Source organism: Priestia megaterium (assembly GCF_046599315.1).
Taxonomy (GTDB): domain Bacteria; phylum Bacillota; class Bacilli; order Bacillales; family Bacillaceae_H; genus Priestia; species Priestia megaterium_F.
Genome location: NZ_JBKIKC010000015.1, coordinates 17,036 through 33,473 on the forward strand (window position 1 = coordinate 17,036; position 16,438 = coordinate 33,473).

The following is a 16,438-nucleotide window of genomic DNA, read 5'->3' on the forward strand; positions in this document are numbered from 1 at the left end:
ATATTTGTATGTAGCTAAAAGATTAGAGAGACCAAATTAATCCTTTTAGCAAATTTTCTTTTGTAATCATTTATATAAAGTTATTTACATATAGGTTCCGGCTTAGTCAATAAGGTTTCAATGTGTTTAGAATAATAAAGACTTCCAAGGGGACGTTAAAGCGTGAGCTATCTATTTAGTGAAGGGAGGGTACGATGCAATGGCTGAAATGAAAGACTTAGGCGTTCATGAGACATTAGAACTTCATGAACTTTTAACGTTTAAAAATATTTGTTTAACTAAATCTGCGACCATGAGTGGATTAGCACAAGATGTAGAACTCAAAAATATCTTAGCTCGAGACGTTACTCAAACTAAATTACATGTCCAACAATTAAAAAGTTTTTTATCTTAGAAGGAGTTTACGATCATGAATCAATTTGTTCAAAATATGACTGGAATGGGTGGAATGACAGACCAAGTCATTGCCACTGATTTTCTAATCGCTGCAAAAACAGGAATTAAAAACTATGCTTTAGCTTTGTCTGAAACTTATAATCCAGAAGTCAGAGAAGTGTTACGTGCACATTTAAATAAAGCCATTGATACACATCAAGAGATTACCGATTATATGGTATCAAAGGGTTACTATCATCCTCAAAATGTACAAGAACAGCTAAAGGTTGACTTGCAAGCAACTGATACAGCCCTAAATCTTCCTCAACAATAATAAGGAGACATATTCATTAGCAAAAAAGCTATCCCCTATATAAAGCGGATAGCTTTAGTTATTTGTTTTATACTTATTATTTGATTTGAATACTCTTGCAAAGAGATACTCCAAACCTACATACCATTTAACCTTTTGCTAAATCTAATGCTCTATCTGCCTTTTTAAATCATGATTTACTTGCTCTTACTTTTGAGACCAAGTAAAGTGGAAGAAGTGATAGGTGATGGCCAAAAGACAAAAGGGAAAAATTCACATAACCTAGTACCCATCAATTATAGTCTTGTTTTAATCATAGTATCTCATAAAAAGGAGGTGTGATCATGCTACAAGGAAAGGGAGTTAAAAAAACCATTGAGATGTTATGGGGCATTCCTATGTTTCCAGTACTCTTACTAGGGAATTTTGTATTTGGATTAGCCACGTCTTTTTTTGCACCCTATGCTTCATTATTTGGTATTGACGAAGTCGGAATGAGCAATATGCAATTTGGCTTTTTTATGACCATTATTTCAGTGGGCGCTGTTGTTATTACCACCATTATGGGTAAAGCCTCAGACCGCGTGTCCAGTCGAAAAAAATTGTTATTACTCACTACTTGTGCTGCCATTTTAGGGTACACTGGGTTTGCATTCATCCGTAACTTTTTTCTTCTTGCTTTTATTGCTTTCTTTTTACTGGGAACAGCAGCCTCTACCGTACCTCAATTATGGGCATTTACAAGAGAAGCATTAAAACAAAGCACAGTAGAAGAAAAAGAAACACCTTTTGTAATGAATGTTTTTCGTGCGTTTTTCGCTCTTTCTTGGACGGTTGGTCCAGCAGTTGCAGGGTGGGTACTGTATGCGGTTGGATTTAAGGGGCTCTTTCTATGCGTATCAGGCGGATATCTACTAGCAGCAATTACGTTAGCCTTTTTATTAAAGGATATCAAAATTGAGGTGGAAGCCAAGCCAGCCCCTGTGGTTCTGCGTAAATTCATTGTTCAATCTCATATCTTAAAGAACATTATCGCAATGACGTGTATGGCTATGGCTGCTTCTATGGCTAATTTAAACATGTCGCAATTTATTACGAAAATACTTAACGGGACGGAAAAGCAGGTAGGCTTAGTAGTGAGCGTGCCTCCAGTATTTGAGGTTCCATTTATGATTGCAGTGGGGATATTAGCTACAAAAATAGGTAGTCGGTTGTTGATACGATTGGGATTTTGTATTTCAGTTTTTTACTATGGACTCCTATTTTTAGTCACAGAACCGTGGCAAATTTATCCGATTCAAATATTAAGTGCTGCACAGGTTTCCATAACAGCAGGCATTGCTGTGTCGTACTTTCAAGACTTTATTCCAAATGAACCGGGGACGGCAACGGCGTTATATATGAACACGACACAAGTAGGAAATGTGCTTGGCTTCCTGGGGTTCGGGTTCTTTTCAAGTTTGATAGGGTACCATAACTTATATTTGTTATGTACAGTACTTGTTATTGTCGGATTAACTATCTTGTTAAGCGAAAGAGGAAGAAAGAAACTAAAAGAGGTAATTCCTCTCTCCTCAAAATAATGCTGTTTTTTAATCAGAGTAAACAATTGGAAATAAAATAATGATTTTGGGAAGGGGTTATTTCGAAACAAGAACAACCCCCTTCATAAACGATAGATTTAAAATTTGCAAACTTTACAGAAGTTCGTGTAGCAGGAAGAGGACCAATTAGACAAGGCGAGCCAGGATTCCAAGCGAACTTTGACCATGATGGTGACCGAATTGACTGTGATTAGTAATAACTTATTAAAATGAGCATAAACAGGTAATATAATAAAAGAAATGACTTTCATTACTGGGGGTCATTTCTTTTATTCCTAAAAGTACTGGAGATTGTATCAAATTCCAACAGGTATTCTCACTAAACTCTAGAAATATTACTTATCAAACTGTCATACAAATATTTTCAAATATGATAAAAGCAGGTGATTAAATGGAACGAAAGAAGTTTATTGACCACATTGATAATTTAATAGAACAATCTGACGCGTGGAGAAAGGATGCGGAGAAAAGAGAAGACTGGAACAGTGCATGTTTTTACCAAGGTGAGGTCAAAGCTTATGAGAGAGTAAAGAGATTGGTTAATCAGCAGCAGTTACATGTATAAATGAAAATTACAACCCTAACTCAGAAATGAGTAGGGTTTACCTTATTTTTTTTTCTAGTTTACATAACTTATATTATAAGAACCAATTTATTTCAGGAGAAAGGGGCATTTATGGGACAATATAAAAGAACATTTGTTCTTTTATATAGGAACAAATGTTCTTTGTTGGATAAAAACTTTTAATTTTTCCCGATTATTGCTATTAATTATCGACGATCTGTCTCTAGAGCTATCACTATTTGCAATAAAATAATTTTATTTTTCTCCGGTCCCTTAAAATTCAAACCATCCTCGCAGACGAGAAGCCTCTACTATTTTTCGGATTCCTTGTATATAGGCTGCAACTTTTAGGTTTGTTCCGAACTTATCGGCTGTATGGACAATGTTTAAAAAGCTTTCTGTCATTTTCTCTTTTAAACGTTCATCAACAAGTGCTGCTGGCCAGTAATAACCTTGATTGTTTTGACACCATTCAAAATATGAAACAATAACGCCTCCAGAGTTAGCGAGAATATCCGGAACTACCATTACTCCTTTTTTATCCAATATTTGAATGGCTTCCTTGGAAGTAGGCCCATTGGCGGCTTCGATAACAATTTGGCATTGAAGGCGCTCTGCATTTTCTCTTGTGATAACTCCACCGATTGCAGCAGGAATTAATATATCGCATTCTTTCTCTAATAGTTCTTGATTTGAAATTGTGTCATTATAAAGAGTAGTTACAACACCAAAAGAATCTCTATTTTCCATTAAATAAGGGATATCTAACCCTTGCGGATCGTATAATGCTCCCAATGCATCTGAAACCCCTACTACTTTTGCGCCTAATTCATGTAAATATTCAGCTAAATAACTCCCTACATTTCCAAATCCTTGGATAATAACACGCATACCCGTAATAGGAATATTTTTTATTTCGCTAACTAATTGAATTGTATATAAGACTCCTTTAGAAGTTGCTGTCTCTCGTCCTTCTGACCCGCCAAGCACTAAAGGTTTACCTGTGATGAATCCTGGTGAATCAAACTCACGAATGTGATCATATTCATCAAGCATCCACGCCATAATTTGAGAATTTGTATACATATCCGGTGCAGGTATATCTTTTGTGGGTCCAACAATTTGACTGACGGCTCTTACATACCCTCTGCTTAACCTTTGCAGTTCCGATAAACTCATGTTTCTTGGCTCACATACAATGCCGCCTTTTGCTCCTCCATATGGAAGGTCAGTAATACCACATTTTAAGCTCATCCACCCTGCTAGTGCCTTAACTTCTTCGGCTGTAACATCTGGGTGAAATCTTATTCCACCTTTTGTGGGGCCGGTTGCATCGTTGTGTTGGGCACGATATCCTTGAAATATTTGAGTAGTGCCGTCATCCATTTTTACAGGAATACTTACCTCTAAAAACCTCATGGGCTTCTTCAAAAATTCAAATACTTCTTTTGGATAATTTAGATAACTAATAGCTTCTTTTAACGTTTCTTGAAATTCCTCTAAGGGATTATTTAACTCTACTGATTCCTCATGATGTGAAGTGCTCTCCATTTTTATAAGTTCTTTTTTCATATGGACCCCTCTTTTTCATTTAATAGTAGCTATTTATAATCTTAAATGACTGATTGTCATTCATTATATAGATTGAAGATATGCTAGTTTCATCAAATAGAGTAAAAATAAATGTATTTACCATCCACGCTCTTGCATTCTATGCTCAGGTAAAATAGTAGATATTTCAATGCCCTTCATTGCTGTTCCCAATCTTTTTGAAAGGGCAGCAATTAATTCATAATCTTCATAATGAGTCGTTGCTTCTACAATTGAACGTGCGAATTTCACAGGGTTTTCTGATTTAAAGATTCCAGAACCAACAAATACACCGTCTGCACCTAATTGCATCATAAGTGCGGCGTCAGCAGGTGTTGCTATCCCGCCAGCAGCAAAGTTTACAACAGGCAATCTCCCCTCACGTTTAATTTGAAGTAAAAGTTCAAAAGGTGCCCTTAGATTTTTAGCTTCTGTCATTAACTCATCTTCATTCATATTAGTAATCTTTCGAATTTGTGCGTTTACTTTTCGTATATGACGTACAGCTTCCACTATATTTCCAGTTCCAGGTTCTCCTTTTGTTCTTAACATCGACGCACCTTCTGCAATGCGGCGACTGGCTTCGCCTAAATCACGACAACCACATACAAACGGTATAGTAAAACGATTTTTTAAAAGATGATATTCCTCATCAGCAGGCGTCAAGACTTCGCTTTCATCAATATAGTCGACTCCCATTGCCTCAAGTAGATGAGCTTCAACAATATGTCCTATCCGTACTTTCGCCATAACCGGTATAGAAACGGCATTCATTACTTCCTCTACAATAGTAGGGTCAGCCATACGAGCCACTCCGCCAGTAGCCCGTATATCAGCAGGAACCCTTTCTAACGCCATAACCGCAACAGCGCCCGATTCTTCCGCAATTTTTGCTTGCTCTCCATTTATGACATCCATGATGACGCCGCCTTTTTGCATTTCTGCCATACCGCGTTTTACTCGATTTGTTCCCTTATTACTCATTGTAAGTTTTCCCCTTCTATCTTTCATTGTTCAACTCGATTGATATATATTTCAATTCAAGGTATTCATCAATCCCATGATGGCCGCCCTCACGCCCTAAACCACTTTCTTTATAGCCCCCAAAAGGTGCTTGTGCTACTGAAGGTAACCCATCATTTAACCCAATAATTCCATATTCAAGTTCTTCGCTAATACGAAAAGCACGGCTAAGACTTTGAGTAAAAACATAAGCTGCTAACCCATAATTAGTGTTATTAGCTCGTTGAATCACTTCTTCCTCGGTTTTAAATGTGGTAATAGGGGCTAAGGGGCCAAATATTTCCTCTCTCACACATAACATCTGATCTTTTACATTCCTAATAATAGTAGGTGGGTAATAAAATCCATTATTTGATTCAGGCTTAGTGCCGACATAGACAGTTTCCCCACCGTGTAACAATGCATCATCAACAAACGACTTTACTTTGTCTACGGCTGCCTGATCAATTAATGGTCCAATATCTGTTCCCTCTTCATATCCGTTCCCTACCTTTAGCTTCTCTAATTCATTCTTAAAGATTTCAATAAACTCATTTTCAATAGATTCATGTACATATATTCTATTTGTACATATGCAAGTTTGGCCAGCATTCCGAAACTTAGAGTTAATTAATCCTTTTGCTGCTTTTGATAGGTTGGCATCTTCCATTACAATAAAAGGTGCATTTCCCCCTAATTCAAGGGAGACTTTTTTTACATTTTCAGCAGCACCTTTCATTAGTACTTTTCCTACCTCTGTAGACCCTGTAAAAGTTATTTTTCTAACCCGGTGGTCATTTAACCACGTCTTACCAATCTCTTGTGAATTACCAGTTACAACATTTAACACTCCCTTTGGAACACCGGCTTTTTCAGCCAACTCGGCTAATTTCAAAGCTGTTAATGGAGTTTCATTGGCCGGCTTTACAACTGCTGTGCAGCCTGCTGCAAGGGCTGGTGCGACTTTTCTTGTAATCATGGCTGCTGGAAAGTTCCACGGGGTGATGGCTGCAATAACCCCTACTGGTTCTTTACGGATGAGAATCCGTTTATCAGGATGCGAAGCTGGAATTGTCTCCCCATAGATTCGCTTTCCCTCTTCAGCGTACCAAGAAATAAAACTATTGGCATACGTAACTTCACCAATTGCTTCTTTTATCGGCTTTCCTTGTTCTTGGGTCATTATTTTTCCAATTTCTTCTTTAGACTCATCAATTAAATAAAACCACTTCATCAATACTTGACTACGCTCTTCAGCTGTCTTGTGTCTCCATTGCTTTAAAGCTTGATAAGCAGCATCTACAGCTTGTTTGGCCTCATAAAACCCTCCTTGAGGAATGAGCCCAACAACTTCATGTGTTGCTGGATTTACTACTTTCTTTAATTCTTTGCATTCACTACCTATCCAATTTCCGTCAATATACATGCTAAACAGCTGATTTTTTGCTTCTGTGCTACCAGTCTTCATTTTTATTTCTCCTCTCTTAGATATGTTGAACTGTTACTGCAGCTTCTATTGATTCCTCTAAAATTGCTAACCCTTCCTCAAGCTGTTCATCTGTTATTGTGAGGGGCATTAGAATACGAATCACATTTCCAAATATCCCTGCGCTTAATAAGAGCAGCCCCCTATTTATTGCTTCCTTTACGATTTTCTGAGTCATTTCTTTATCTGGTTTTTTTGTATGCTTATCTGTTACAATTTCTAGCGCACACATTGCCCCAAGACCTCGAACCCCGTCAACCTGCTCAAAACGATCAGATAAATATTCAAATTTATTCAACACCTCTTTTCCTAATATTTTTGCCCGATTATTTAGGTTCTCTTTTTCAATAATGTCCAAGACTTCCAATGCTGCACGACAACCTAGTGGACTTCCTGAATAGGTTCCACCCAATTCGCCAGGTTCTGATACATCCATAATTTCTTTCCTACCAATAACCCCACTGATTGGCACTCCGGCTCCCATTGATTTTGAGACTGTAATAAGATCAGGGGTAATATCAAAATGCTCAATAGCAAAATATTTTCCTGTTCTTGCAAAACCAGTTTGAATTTCATCGGCAACAAATACAATGCCATTTTCTTTACAAATTTCATATACTCTTTGTACAAATGCTTTGTTAGGAATAATAAAGCCACCTTCCCCTTGTACTGGCTCCATAACAACGGCAGCCACCGTTTGGGGAGAAACCTCTGTTACTAAAAATTGTTCAAATTGTTCGATTATGAATTCACTATATTGTTGTTCAGTCATTTCCTTGGGTCTGCGATATTCATATGGATAAGGAGCCTTATATACTTCAGGGGCAAAAGGACCGAATTCATACTTATAAGGTTTAACCTTACTTGTCATTGTCATAGTCATTAATGTGCGACCATGAAATCCCCGTGTAAATGAAATAACTCCTTGTCTTTTTGTATATTTCCTAGCTATTTTCACTGCATTTTCTACTGCTTCCGCGCCACTGTTAAAAAAAGCTGCTTGCTTCGGAAAATTTCCGGGTGCCAGTTCTGTCAATTTTTCTGCTAATTCAATATAAGATTCATACATCATGACATTAAAACCCGTATGAATAAAATTTTCCAGCTGTTTTTGGAGAGCTTCTACCACCTGGGGATGGGAATGACCAACATTTACTGTGCCAATTGCTCCGGCAAAGTCAATAAATTTATTCCCGTCCATATCTTCAACAAGTGCGCCATTTGCCTGTTTAACAAAGGCTGTACATCCATTGCTAATTCCTCTCGGAACTATTCTCTTTCTTCTTTCTAATAGATCCTGGGATTTTGGTCCTGGTATTACGGTATTTAACGTGATATGCTTTTGCATTTTATATGCTCCTTCTATATAAGTTAATAAAATTTGATTTTCCTTATCTCATAATTTTCTCTATTATGTATTGATCTGTTTACTCCCCCTTTATTTATGAACAATGCAAGAACTATGCCAGGTAGAAGAAGGCGGGTTTCTTTTAATTTTTTATCGGAAATTTGCCCCTAGGTATGCATGGATGCATACTTTATGTACAGATGTATAAAAAACAAATAAGCGATACAGATTTACATCTGCATCGCTTATTTATTACGAAATAATAAAACTATAAAGAATTATTTTCCTGTTGTTCATTTAAAATCTTTTGATATTTTCGACTGACAGAAGATTGGCTTATACCGAGGGCCTTTGCTGCTTTAGTAGTAGTCTTATATCTCTTCATTGCTAATAAAATTAATTGCTCTTCTACATAATTCTGTGCTTCATGAAGTGGCATAATTTGAGTAAATGTTGGTTTTGCCTTTTTAAAATGATGGCTAGCAGCTAAAAATTCATTTACAAAGTTACCATCGATAGTTGAATCATCAGCAGACACAGCTAATCTTTCAATCATATTTTGAAGCTCACGTATATTCCCTGGCCATGAGTAAACCTCTAATAAGTTAAGTGCATCCGGTGACAAATGATAATTTTTATTGTACTTTTTATTTAATTGTTGTAAAAAATGAAAAGCCAATAAAGGAATATCTTCTGATCGCTCACGTAAAGGAGGAATATAAATGGGAATAACATTTAAACGATAAAATAAATCTTCGCGAAAGGTTCCTTCCTCAACCATTTTCTCTAAACGTTTATTCGTTGCTGCAACAATTTGTACATTAATAGGTATGGGCGTCGTGCTTCCAATGGGAATGATCTCTTGCTCCTGCAAAACCCGAAGTAATTTTACCTGTAAGCTTAGAGGCATCTCACCAATTTCATCTAAAAACAAGATACCTTGATCTGCTTTCTTAAAATAACCTACTTTTCCATTCTTATCAGCTCCGGTAAAAGATCCTTGAGTGTAACCAAATAATTCACTTTCTAGTAAATTTTCAGGTATGGCACCACAATTTAATTTTAGAAATGGCTGATTTGATCGGCTTCCCAACTGATGAATAGCCTGGGCAATAACTTCCTTTCCTACTCCTGACTCGCCATAGATTAAAACTGTAGAAGAAAAATTGGAAATTTTATTTATTTGCTCTACGACTCGTTCCATTTTTGAACTACAATAAATTAACTTTTCAAAAACCTTATTCTTGCTCTTAAATGTATCCAGTTCTTGTTTATATTGATTTGAAATCTTTTTAATTTCCCTCAATTCAGTTTTTAACTTAGTGGTTTCCGTGATATCCCTTGATGCAATAATAATTCGTTCAATTTTTCCTTTTTCATCAAGAATAGGATTTCCCACAGCAAGAATTTTCTTACCATTAGCTGTTTCTTGCACGATTGAAACTTTCTTTTTGTGTTCAATGACTAAACGAGTTACGGATGGACTGAATAGCCCTTTATCCTCTAAATCTATTAAATTTTTCCCAATAAAATCTTTTAAGTCTCTACGCCAGAACTCTGAAATAAAGCTATCACTGTAACGAATGAGTTCTCCCTTATTGTTTACTACAAGGATCTCATCATATATGGTGGAAAGAATGGCATTTAAATCTTTATTTAAATTTTTTATATGTTCAATTTCCATAGCCATTTTCTCAACCATTGGTAAATCTTGAACAATGATAAGAACCCCTTCCACTTCCCGATTAAAGTTTGTAATAGGACTATAATCCACTAGAACGCTTGTTTTATCAGTAATTTCTAGTTCATTTAAAATGGTTTCATTTGATGAAAATACAGTACTTATATGCTCACCATTAAAAAGGGTTTCAGCAGACTTATTCATTACATCCTCGCGGATCATTTTCATCATTTTTATTCCTGAATCATTACAATTAACAATTTTCCTCTCTTGATCTACCACAAAGATTCCCATGGGAATAGAAGTGAGAATAATTTTTAATAAATCAAAACTATGTCTATTTTCTTGCTTAAAGAGTTCAACTAATACATCTTCCCTTCTTATATACCCTATCACTTCTCCTTTCGTATCTTTAACAAGAGCGATAGGTTCTCCAATGATTTGAAAAAGAAGAGGTAACGAAATTGTTTCATTTAATTTACATACATTTTCTAATGGAACAGAATTTTCTACTAAGTCTGTAAGCTTAGTACTATGCTCCACTTGATTAGTTAATAAAAAATCTTTCAAACGAATATAAGAAAATAGATGACTGTCTTTCATAAGAAAAAGAAACGGATCGGAATAATTTTTCAGTTGGTTTTGCCACCCTTCTTCAGGGCAGTCAATTGATATTGAAATAATTGGTCTTATTTTCTCTTCAGCTAGTAAAAACATTGATGTTCCTCCTTCTATCCTCTTATTTTATCATTTGAAAAAATCTGATTATATAAAAAAATGTGCACCTAACATAATTGTAGTATTTCCCCTCATTGGGAAAAGAGGAGATAGTTATTCATCCCCTCTTTGGCAGCTTTTCTCTTTCTGATTTTCAATTAAAAAGGAACCCTCCTTAACAAAGGCAAGTACCACGCCTGGTATTACACGATCTCCTTTTTGCACCTCTAAAGAATGTATCTTTCCACTTAGTTCTACCCTTACGGTTTCGATATTTCCTTCCCTATTCCTTATTTTAAACAAAGGTTCCCCTTCATATATTTGTGAGTGAATTTGAATGAGTATATCTTCAATAATTCCATAACATGGACTCGTAATAAATTCATGACTAATCATATTATAATCTCCTTTCATTTTACCTACTGAACGTTCTAATAGGAGGTAAAGAATTATATCTGCTGCAAAATTAGTTGTAAAAACGCCTTGCACTTAATAATATCAACCATCTAGATCCCTAGCTTTTCTATCCATAGTTCCTCATCATCCAGATCATCGCTAGATAATAGCAACATATTTCCTGTTTGGATAGAAACGACCATGACTTTTCCATAAAACATATTTGAGTAGACAATTACAATTCTTTTACCTCTTCAAATTGGAATTGCGGAGGCCTACAAGTAAATAGTTTTGTTAAGTAAGTCAGGTAAACGAGACCGATTCCTGCCCAGATAATTCCTAGTATGAGGGAGTCTGTACTTAGGTTAATCCATAAAATAACCACCGTTCCGCCTCCTATCCCCGGCAGCAAGAGATAGTTTATAAACCCCAAAATTGTCTTATGTTGCCTCTTTCTTATTACATAATGTACAATTACGCATACATTCACAAAAGTAAAGGCAATTAAGGCTCCAAAGTTAATTAGAGAAGTAGCCGTTAATAGATTAAAAAATATTGCCGATAATGAAATGGCCCCTACAAATAGAACATTTAGAAAGGGGGTATTCCAACGAGGATGTATATAGCCAAAAAACCTTCTTGGCAGTACATTGTCACGCCCCATTACATATAATAGTCGGGATACACTCGCATGTGATGATAACCCTGAGGCCAGAGTTCCTGTTACAGTACCTGCCAAAAAGAAAGCCTGAAATAATTTACCCCCTACATATAAAGCGATTTCTGGAGAAGTTGCTTCAACGTCGCTAAAGCGCGATACATCAGGGAAGTAGGACTGTGTAAAATAGGAAGCCCCTATAAATAGTATTCCCCCTACAAGAGCTGTGAGGAATATCGCGCGTGGAATAGTGACTGTTGGATTGGCTGTTTCCTCAGCCAACGTTGTTACTGCGTCAAACCCTAGGAATGAAAAACAAAGAATCGTTGCCCCTGATATTAAGCTGGTTAGCTGCATGTCTGACTGAAAAAAGGGTTGAATAGAAAGAATTCTACCTGTTCCTTCCCCATGATTTAATCCCATAATAACTAAAATTACAAAAATGATGATAACTAACATTTGGAAGGTAACTAAGAGATTATTAAAGTTAGCTGTAACATTAACACTAAACAAGTTAATAACCGTTATTATTCCTACAAAACCTAACACAAACAACCAAGATGGAATACTAGGAAAAAGTGCAGAAAGATATATCTTTGTTAAAACAGCGTTGATCATGGGTAAAAACAGATAGTCTAACAAGGACGACCATCCAACAAGAAAACCAAGATTTGAATTTATAGTTTTCTGAGTATATGTATAAGCTGATCCTGCTACCGGATAAACTTTAACCATTTTCCCGTAACTTATTGCTGTGAAGAGCATAGCCACTAAGGCCAAAATATAAGCTGTTGGTACATGCTCACTTGTTTTTTGAGCTACGATGCCAAAGGTATCGAATACTACCATCGGTGTCATATACCCTACTCCTAAAAATACGATTGACCATAACTTCAATGAACGTTTCAACTCCACCTGCTTCACTTATCATTCCTCCTGCTAATAGAAAAAAATAGACAAGTCCATACATACGTTTTCTATCCACTCTAAATATCGATGTTAATAGCCTAAGTAGATATTTTTTGTATAAAAACGGTGTATTTCTTTCTATTTTAAATTTTCTGATTCATTTAAGAACAATGCAATTTTTATACCAGCTTGCAAGAGCTGTATCTACAAGATAATTTCATATCCAATTTACTGATTATCTGCATATACCTTTCGTGGTCTTACCCATATTTGCATAACTTATGCTTTATTACATAATTATTGATAACTCTTATGTAAAGAGTTTACCTGTTGGCATAAAAAAGAGCAGTCCTCCCAGGAGCTACTCTTTTTACTTTAATATAATGGTATATAAGCGTTAATTTCTCTTTTTTAAAGACATAATTAAATCTTTAAACTAGGCATTCTACTTGCAAGGATTCAGCTCCTTTGTTTGTTATCCATACATATAAGGAATCAAGAAGAGCCTTTTTTATATATTGATTTGAAAAAATACTACATGGTTCAGTAACTAGTCCTTGAACATACACATTTTTCTTTTTTCTACACCAGTTAACGCTTGCTAAAGCTACAATTTGTGTATCATGATAGAGGGCAAAAAATTGATAACCTTGTTTTTGTTTCGTACTTATAAAATCCAAACATGTGTCTAAGGTTATATCCTTATAGATATGATTTAAAAATGGAAATGACTGCAAGAATTGATGAGAAACATATAACTCTACAAAATTTTCTACTGGCACTTTCATGGTCATAGTCTTTTCGTCTCCTTGTCCTCAAAATTGAATTAAATAAAGAATCAATCTGGTTTTCATATTACTTCCTTTGAATTTCAGGTTGATTGATTTATTTAATTTGCAATATTTATGCCAACTTATAATGTACTGGCAATATATCAGGTTGAATGATTACAGGAGAATCACTATTTACAGAAGGCATGGTTCGTGTAGTACCAGTAGGAGCTTATTTCTTATTAATCCAATTCTTGTATAATACTTGCTCCATAACCTGGCTTCTCAACACCGAAGTTATCTGCTAAAGTAGCCCCAATATCTGCAAATGTAGTACGAAGGGGTATTTCTTTTCCACCATTTTTCATACTTGGGCTGTAAAGTAATAAAGGAACATACTCACGTGTATGATCTGTTCCATGGTCAGCTGTAATAATTAATAAATCCTCTTCTTCTATCTTCTGAAATACTTCTAGAAGACGTACATCAAACTCTTGTAGTGCTTTTCCATATCCTTGAGAGTCACGTCTATGGCTGTAAATCGCAACAAAATCAACAAGGTTAACGAAACTTAGTCCTGAGAAATCCATATTTAATGTTTCAATCAGCTTATCCATGCCATTCATATTGGATTTGGTACGTAGTGACTCTGTTACTCTGTTACTGCTTCACCATCATAAATATCCGAGATTTTACCGATAGCAAAAACATCATATCCTTCATCTTTTAATTCATTCATAACGGTACGATTAAACGGCTTTAGAGCATAATCATGACGGTTAGCTGTACGTTGGAATTTTCCAGGTTCCCCTAAGAATGGACGTGCGATAACACGGCCAACCATATGTTTTTCCTCTAATGTCAATTCCCGAGCGGTCTTACAAATATCATAAACAGTAAAAATGGAAAGTGTTTTGGAAAATAAGGCAATACAAAAAGTCTTTATGAAAATAAAAGACTGAAGAAATATCAATTTTCCCCAATAAAAGAAACGTTCCTGTAACTATGAAAGATGTCTTTTTGATAACCTAATAATCGATACCAAACTGGACATAATAAAATGGACAAAAAATATCCATTGTTAGGGGAATTGAATCGTGAATCAATTGTTTAAATTAAGCTCCTCATGGTTTCCAATTTGGTTAATATCATTATTAATGTTAGTCATGGTATTTGTATATCTGCCTATATTTAAAGGTGCAAAACAAAACATGTCTGATGTTCCTCTAATTGTTGTAAATGAAGATAAGGGAAAAGTTGGCGATGCCATATTATTAAATCTTATCGAAAAGCAAAATGGAAATTCCTTTAAATGGGAAGTTGATAAAAGTAGGAAACAAGCATTCACAGATATAAGAAATAACAAGGCATATGGCGCATTAATTATCCCTTCAGACTATTCAAAAAGTCTTGGTCGAGTTCATGATACGCTTATTTCCGGTCTTGCAAATGATAAACCTGCTGATTTAGAAATTTTATTGAACGAAGGGATTGGGCAAACTGCATCCATGATTGCGAGTAATACCCTTCAGACAGTCGCTTTAACTGCTTCTAAAGGAATTAGTAGTCAACTAAAAAATGAATTACTGCAAAAAGGAATGAGAGTAGCACCAGAGAATGCTTCATTATTAGAAAATCCCGTACAGGTTGTTTCCAAAAATGTACTGAGGCTGCCGGTTAATCTTAATAAAGGAATGACACCGTTTGTCATGGCCCTTATATCATCTATTACTGGAATGTTGGGGGCAAATATGATACATGGATATCTTTTGCGAAGTAATGGTATTTTGAAGAAAAGGGGATCTGCATTAAGTGAATCTGAAGTCCTTACATCAGAAATAATTTTTGGTATCATTTTAACTTTCTGTGTTTCAATTTTTATTCAACTAGGGGTATTTGGAATTTTTGGGAGTGCACATGCTTCAAACATTTGGACGATATTCCTGTTTACTTTCTTTAGTTGTACGACCATGTTTTTGTTATTTAAAACGATAGCAGTATTTTTAGGTGGATGGGGAATGTTAGTAATGTTCCCGGTAAATTTTATGGGGATATTTTCTAGTGGCGGAGCATTTCCTCTATCAACATTACCTACCGTCCATCGACTGTTCAGTTATATTCTACCTACAAGATATATTGTGGACGGAATAAGGGCATTACTTTATTATGACGGAAGATTGGAGGCAGGACTTGGACCAGCCTTATTGGCACTCTCCATCTATTTTGTTTTAACATTAGCGATTCTTATTGTATTCATTAATCTTACTAAAAAATATAAAGAAGCAGTTGTTGATGAAAGCGGAAAGAAAATTGAGGTAGAAGTGGGAAATGAAATTCCTCATGAACCACCTACTCACGAGCAAAGGGAAAGTCACCATATAGGAGAAAAAGATGGAATGTTTCGTCAAGCAGTGTGCAATTTAGCTAAAGGCAGTAATAAAGAGAAACAGGAAATGAATGATGATGAGTTCCGAAACGCATTGAAGTCATTAGACAAAAATAAAAAATAATATTATTTTTGCGTATTTCTAGATTTTGTACATTTTAAAAACCACTGCTATAATAGCAGTATTTTCTAATTACTAAATACAGGCCGAAAAGTAAGAAAATAACAATAGCCGGTTCCTTAACGTACAGGTAACCGGCTAAAATGTGTCTAAACGTACAACTTTTCACTTTTGGTGACGTGACCCCTAGTATAGAAAAGCTAAAAATTTTTTAATCGCTCAATTATTAGAAGGTGGAGGAAGCCTTTGTTCAATAAGGCTTTACAATAATCTTCAACTATCAAGCGCGTTTCTTGAATATTCGGGTCTCGAAATAAAATGCCACCTTAAGTAAGTTATTGAAACATACTGGCACGAAAAAAGACTACAAAACCGAACTGAAACGATTCGCGAATTAATCAAAAAAGGGTTAAATAAACAATAAATAAAAATGTATGAATTATTTAAGCTTAGGGCATCCGGTCGCCCCCTTCGCCTCTTCTGCTCAGCGTGACCTCATAACATGACGACTAAGTGT

The 16,438-nt window shown here is 35.6% G+C and carries 15 protein-coding genes and 1 pseudogene; 6 read left to right on the top strand and 10 right to left on the bottom strand.

Annotated features, from left to right (window positions below):
* The first annotated feature begins 199 nt into the window (after positions 1-199).
* The 5 genes from ACLHDF_RS26080 to ACLHDF_RS26100 all read left to right on the top strand — a co-directional run bounded on the left by ACLHDF_RS26080 (position 200) and on the right by ACLHDF_RS26100 (position 2,857).
* Positions 200-394: a hypothetical protein gene (locus tag ACLHDF_RS26080; RefSeq protein WP_413921447.1), complete on the top strand. Its 195-nt coding sequence runs from the start codon at positions 200-202 to the stop codon at positions 392-394.
* A 15-nt stretch (positions 395-409) separates the two neighbouring features.
* Entirely contained in the window at positions 410-709 is a 300-nt protein-coding gene (locus ACLHDF_RS26085) for a spore coat protein (protein ID WP_413921448.1), read from the top strand.
* A gap of 323 nt (positions 710-1,032) precedes the next feature.
* Positions 1,033-2,271 (top strand): sugar efflux transporter, encoded by a 1,239-nt coding sequence (locus ACLHDF_RS26090; RefSeq protein ID WP_413921449.1) that lies wholly within the window; start codon positions 1,033-1,035, stop codon positions 2,269-2,271.
* A gap of 92 nt (positions 2,272-2,363) precedes the next feature.
* Positions 2,364-2,486, top strand: a complete 123-nt coding sequence (locus ACLHDF_RS26095) for an excalibur calcium-binding domain-containing protein (RefSeq protein ID WP_413921531.1) — start codon at positions 2,364-2,366, stop codon at positions 2,484-2,486.
* 197 nt (positions 2,487-2,683) lie between these two features.
* Positions 2,684-2,857 (top strand): hypothetical protein, encoded by a 174-nt coding sequence (locus tag ACLHDF_RS26100; protein ID WP_413921450.1) that lies wholly within the window; start codon positions 2,684-2,686, stop codon positions 2,855-2,857.
* A 273-nt stretch (positions 2,858-3,130) separates the two neighbouring features.
* Here the strand turns inward: ACLHDF_RS26100 and ACLHDF_RS26105 are convergent, their stop codons facing one another.
* The 10 genes and pseudogenes from ACLHDF_RS26105 to ACLHDF_RS26150 all read right to left on the bottom strand — a co-directional run.
* Positions 3,131-4,408 (bottom strand): Glu/Leu/Phe/Val family dehydrogenase, encoded by a 1,278-nt coding sequence (locus tag ACLHDF_RS26105; RefSeq protein ID WP_413921532.1) that lies wholly within the window; start codon positions 4,406-4,408, stop codon positions 3,131-3,133.
* Between the two features lie 138 nt (positions 4,409-4,546).
* Complete coding sequence (gene pdxS, locus ACLHDF_RS26110; RefSeq protein WP_413921451.1) at positions 4,547-5,431, bottom strand: pyridoxal 5'-phosphate synthase lyase subunit PdxS; 885 nt, start codon at positions 5,429-5,431, stop codon at positions 4,547-4,549.
* A 16-nt stretch (positions 5,432-5,447) separates the two neighbouring features.
* The gene (locus ACLHDF_RS26115) at positions 5,448-6,917 is read right to left on the bottom strand and encodes an NAD-dependent succinate-semialdehyde dehydrogenase (protein ID WP_413921452.1); all 1,470 of its coding nucleotides are present in this window, start codon (positions 6,915-6,917) and stop codon (positions 5,448-5,450) included.
* A gap of 16 nt (positions 6,918-6,933) precedes the next feature.
* Entirely contained in the window at positions 6,934-8,283 is a 1,350-nt protein-coding gene (gene gabT, locus ACLHDF_RS26120; protein ID WP_413921453.1) for a 4-aminobutyrate--2-oxoglutarate transaminase, read from the bottom strand.
* Between the two features lie 268 nt (positions 8,284-8,551).
* Positions 8,552-10,681, bottom strand: coding sequence for a sigma 54-interacting transcriptional regulator (locus tag ACLHDF_RS26125; protein WP_413921454.1), 2,130 nt, complete (start codon positions 10,679-10,681; stop codon positions 8,552-8,554).
* A gap of 114 nt (positions 10,682-10,795) precedes the next feature.
* Positions 10,796-11,077, bottom strand: coding sequence for a hypothetical protein (locus ACLHDF_RS26130; protein WP_413921455.1), 282 nt, complete (start codon positions 11,075-11,077; stop codon positions 10,796-10,798).
* 110 nt (positions 11,078-11,187) lie between these two features.
* Complete coding sequence (locus ACLHDF_RS26135; protein ID WP_413921456.1) at positions 11,188-11,298, bottom strand: SAV0927 family protein; 111 nt, start codon at positions 11,296-11,298, stop codon at positions 11,188-11,190.
* Positions 11,299-11,312: 14 nt separating this feature from the next.
* Positions 11,313-12,659 carry an APC family permease gene (locus tag ACLHDF_RS26140; protein WP_413921457.1) on the bottom strand — a complete coding sequence of 449 codons (1,347 nt, stop codon included), beginning with the start codon at positions 12,657-12,659 and terminating at the stop codon, positions 11,313-11,315.
* 416 nt (positions 12,660-13,075) lie between these two features.
* Positions 13,076-13,438, bottom strand: coding sequence for a hypothetical protein (locus tag ACLHDF_RS26145; protein WP_413921458.1), 363 nt, complete (start codon positions 13,436-13,438; stop codon positions 13,076-13,078).
* Between the two features lie 218 nt (positions 13,439-13,656).
* Positions 13,657-14,306, bottom strand: a pseudogene (locus ACLHDF_RS26150) (phosphopentomutase); the annotation flags it as partial.
* A gap of 205 nt (positions 14,307-14,511) precedes the next feature.
* Here ACLHDF_RS26150 and ACLHDF_RS26155 point away from each other — a divergent pair.
* Positions 14,512-15,924, top strand: coding sequence for an ABC transporter permease (locus ACLHDF_RS26155; protein ID WP_413921459.1), 1,413 nt, complete (start codon positions 14,512-14,514; stop codon positions 15,922-15,924).
* The last annotated feature ends 514 nt before the right edge of the window (positions 15,925-16,438 follow it).

Bases quoted from the DNA above. Each gene is read 5' to 3' on its own strand.
- ACLHDF_RS26100 (WP_413921450.1), top strand. From the start codon at position 2,684: ATGGAACGAAAGAAGTTTATTGACCACATTGATAATTTAATAGAACAA.
- ACLHDF_RS26125 (WP_413921454.1), bottom strand. From the start codon at position 10,681: ATGTTTTTACTAGCTGAAGAGAAAATAAGACCAATTATTTCAATATCA.
- pdxS (WP_413921451.1), bottom strand. From the start codon at position 5,431: ATGAGTAATAAGGGAACAAATCGAGTAAAACGCGGTATGGCAGAAATG.
- ACLHDF_RS26145 (WP_413921458.1), bottom strand. From the start codon at position 13,438: ATGACCATGAAAGTGCCAGTAGAAAATTTTGTAGAGTTATATGTTTCT.
- ACLHDF_RS26130 (WP_413921455.1), bottom strand. From the start codon at position 11,077: ATGATTAGTCATGAATTTATTACGAGTCCATGTTATGGAATTATTGAA.
- ACLHDF_RS26135 (WP_413921456.1), bottom strand. From the start codon at position 11,298: ATGTTTTATGGAAAAGTCATGGTCGTTTCTATCCAAACAGGAAATATG.
- gabT (WP_413921453.1), bottom strand. From the start codon at position 8,283: ATGCAAAAGCATATCACGTTAAATACCGTAATACCAGGACCAAAATCC.
- ACLHDF_RS26085 (WP_413921448.1), top strand. From the start codon at position 410: ATGAATCAATTTGTTCAAAATATGACTGGAATGGGTGGAATGACAGAC.
- ACLHDF_RS26115 (WP_413921452.1), bottom strand. From the start codon at position 6,917: ATGAAGACTGGTAGCACAGAAGCAAAAAATCAGCTGTTTAGCATGTAT.
- ACLHDF_RS26105 (WP_413921532.1), bottom strand. From the start codon at position 4,408: ATGGAGAGCACTTCACATCATGAGGAATCAGTAGAGTTAAATAATCCC.
- ACLHDF_RS26090 (WP_413921449.1), top strand. From the start codon at position 1,033: ATGCTACAAGGAAAGGGAGTTAAAAAAACCATTGAGATGTTATGGGGC.
- ACLHDF_RS26080 (WP_413921447.1), top strand. From the start codon at position 200: ATGGCTGAAATGAAAGACTTAGGCGTTCATGAGACATTAGAACTTCAT.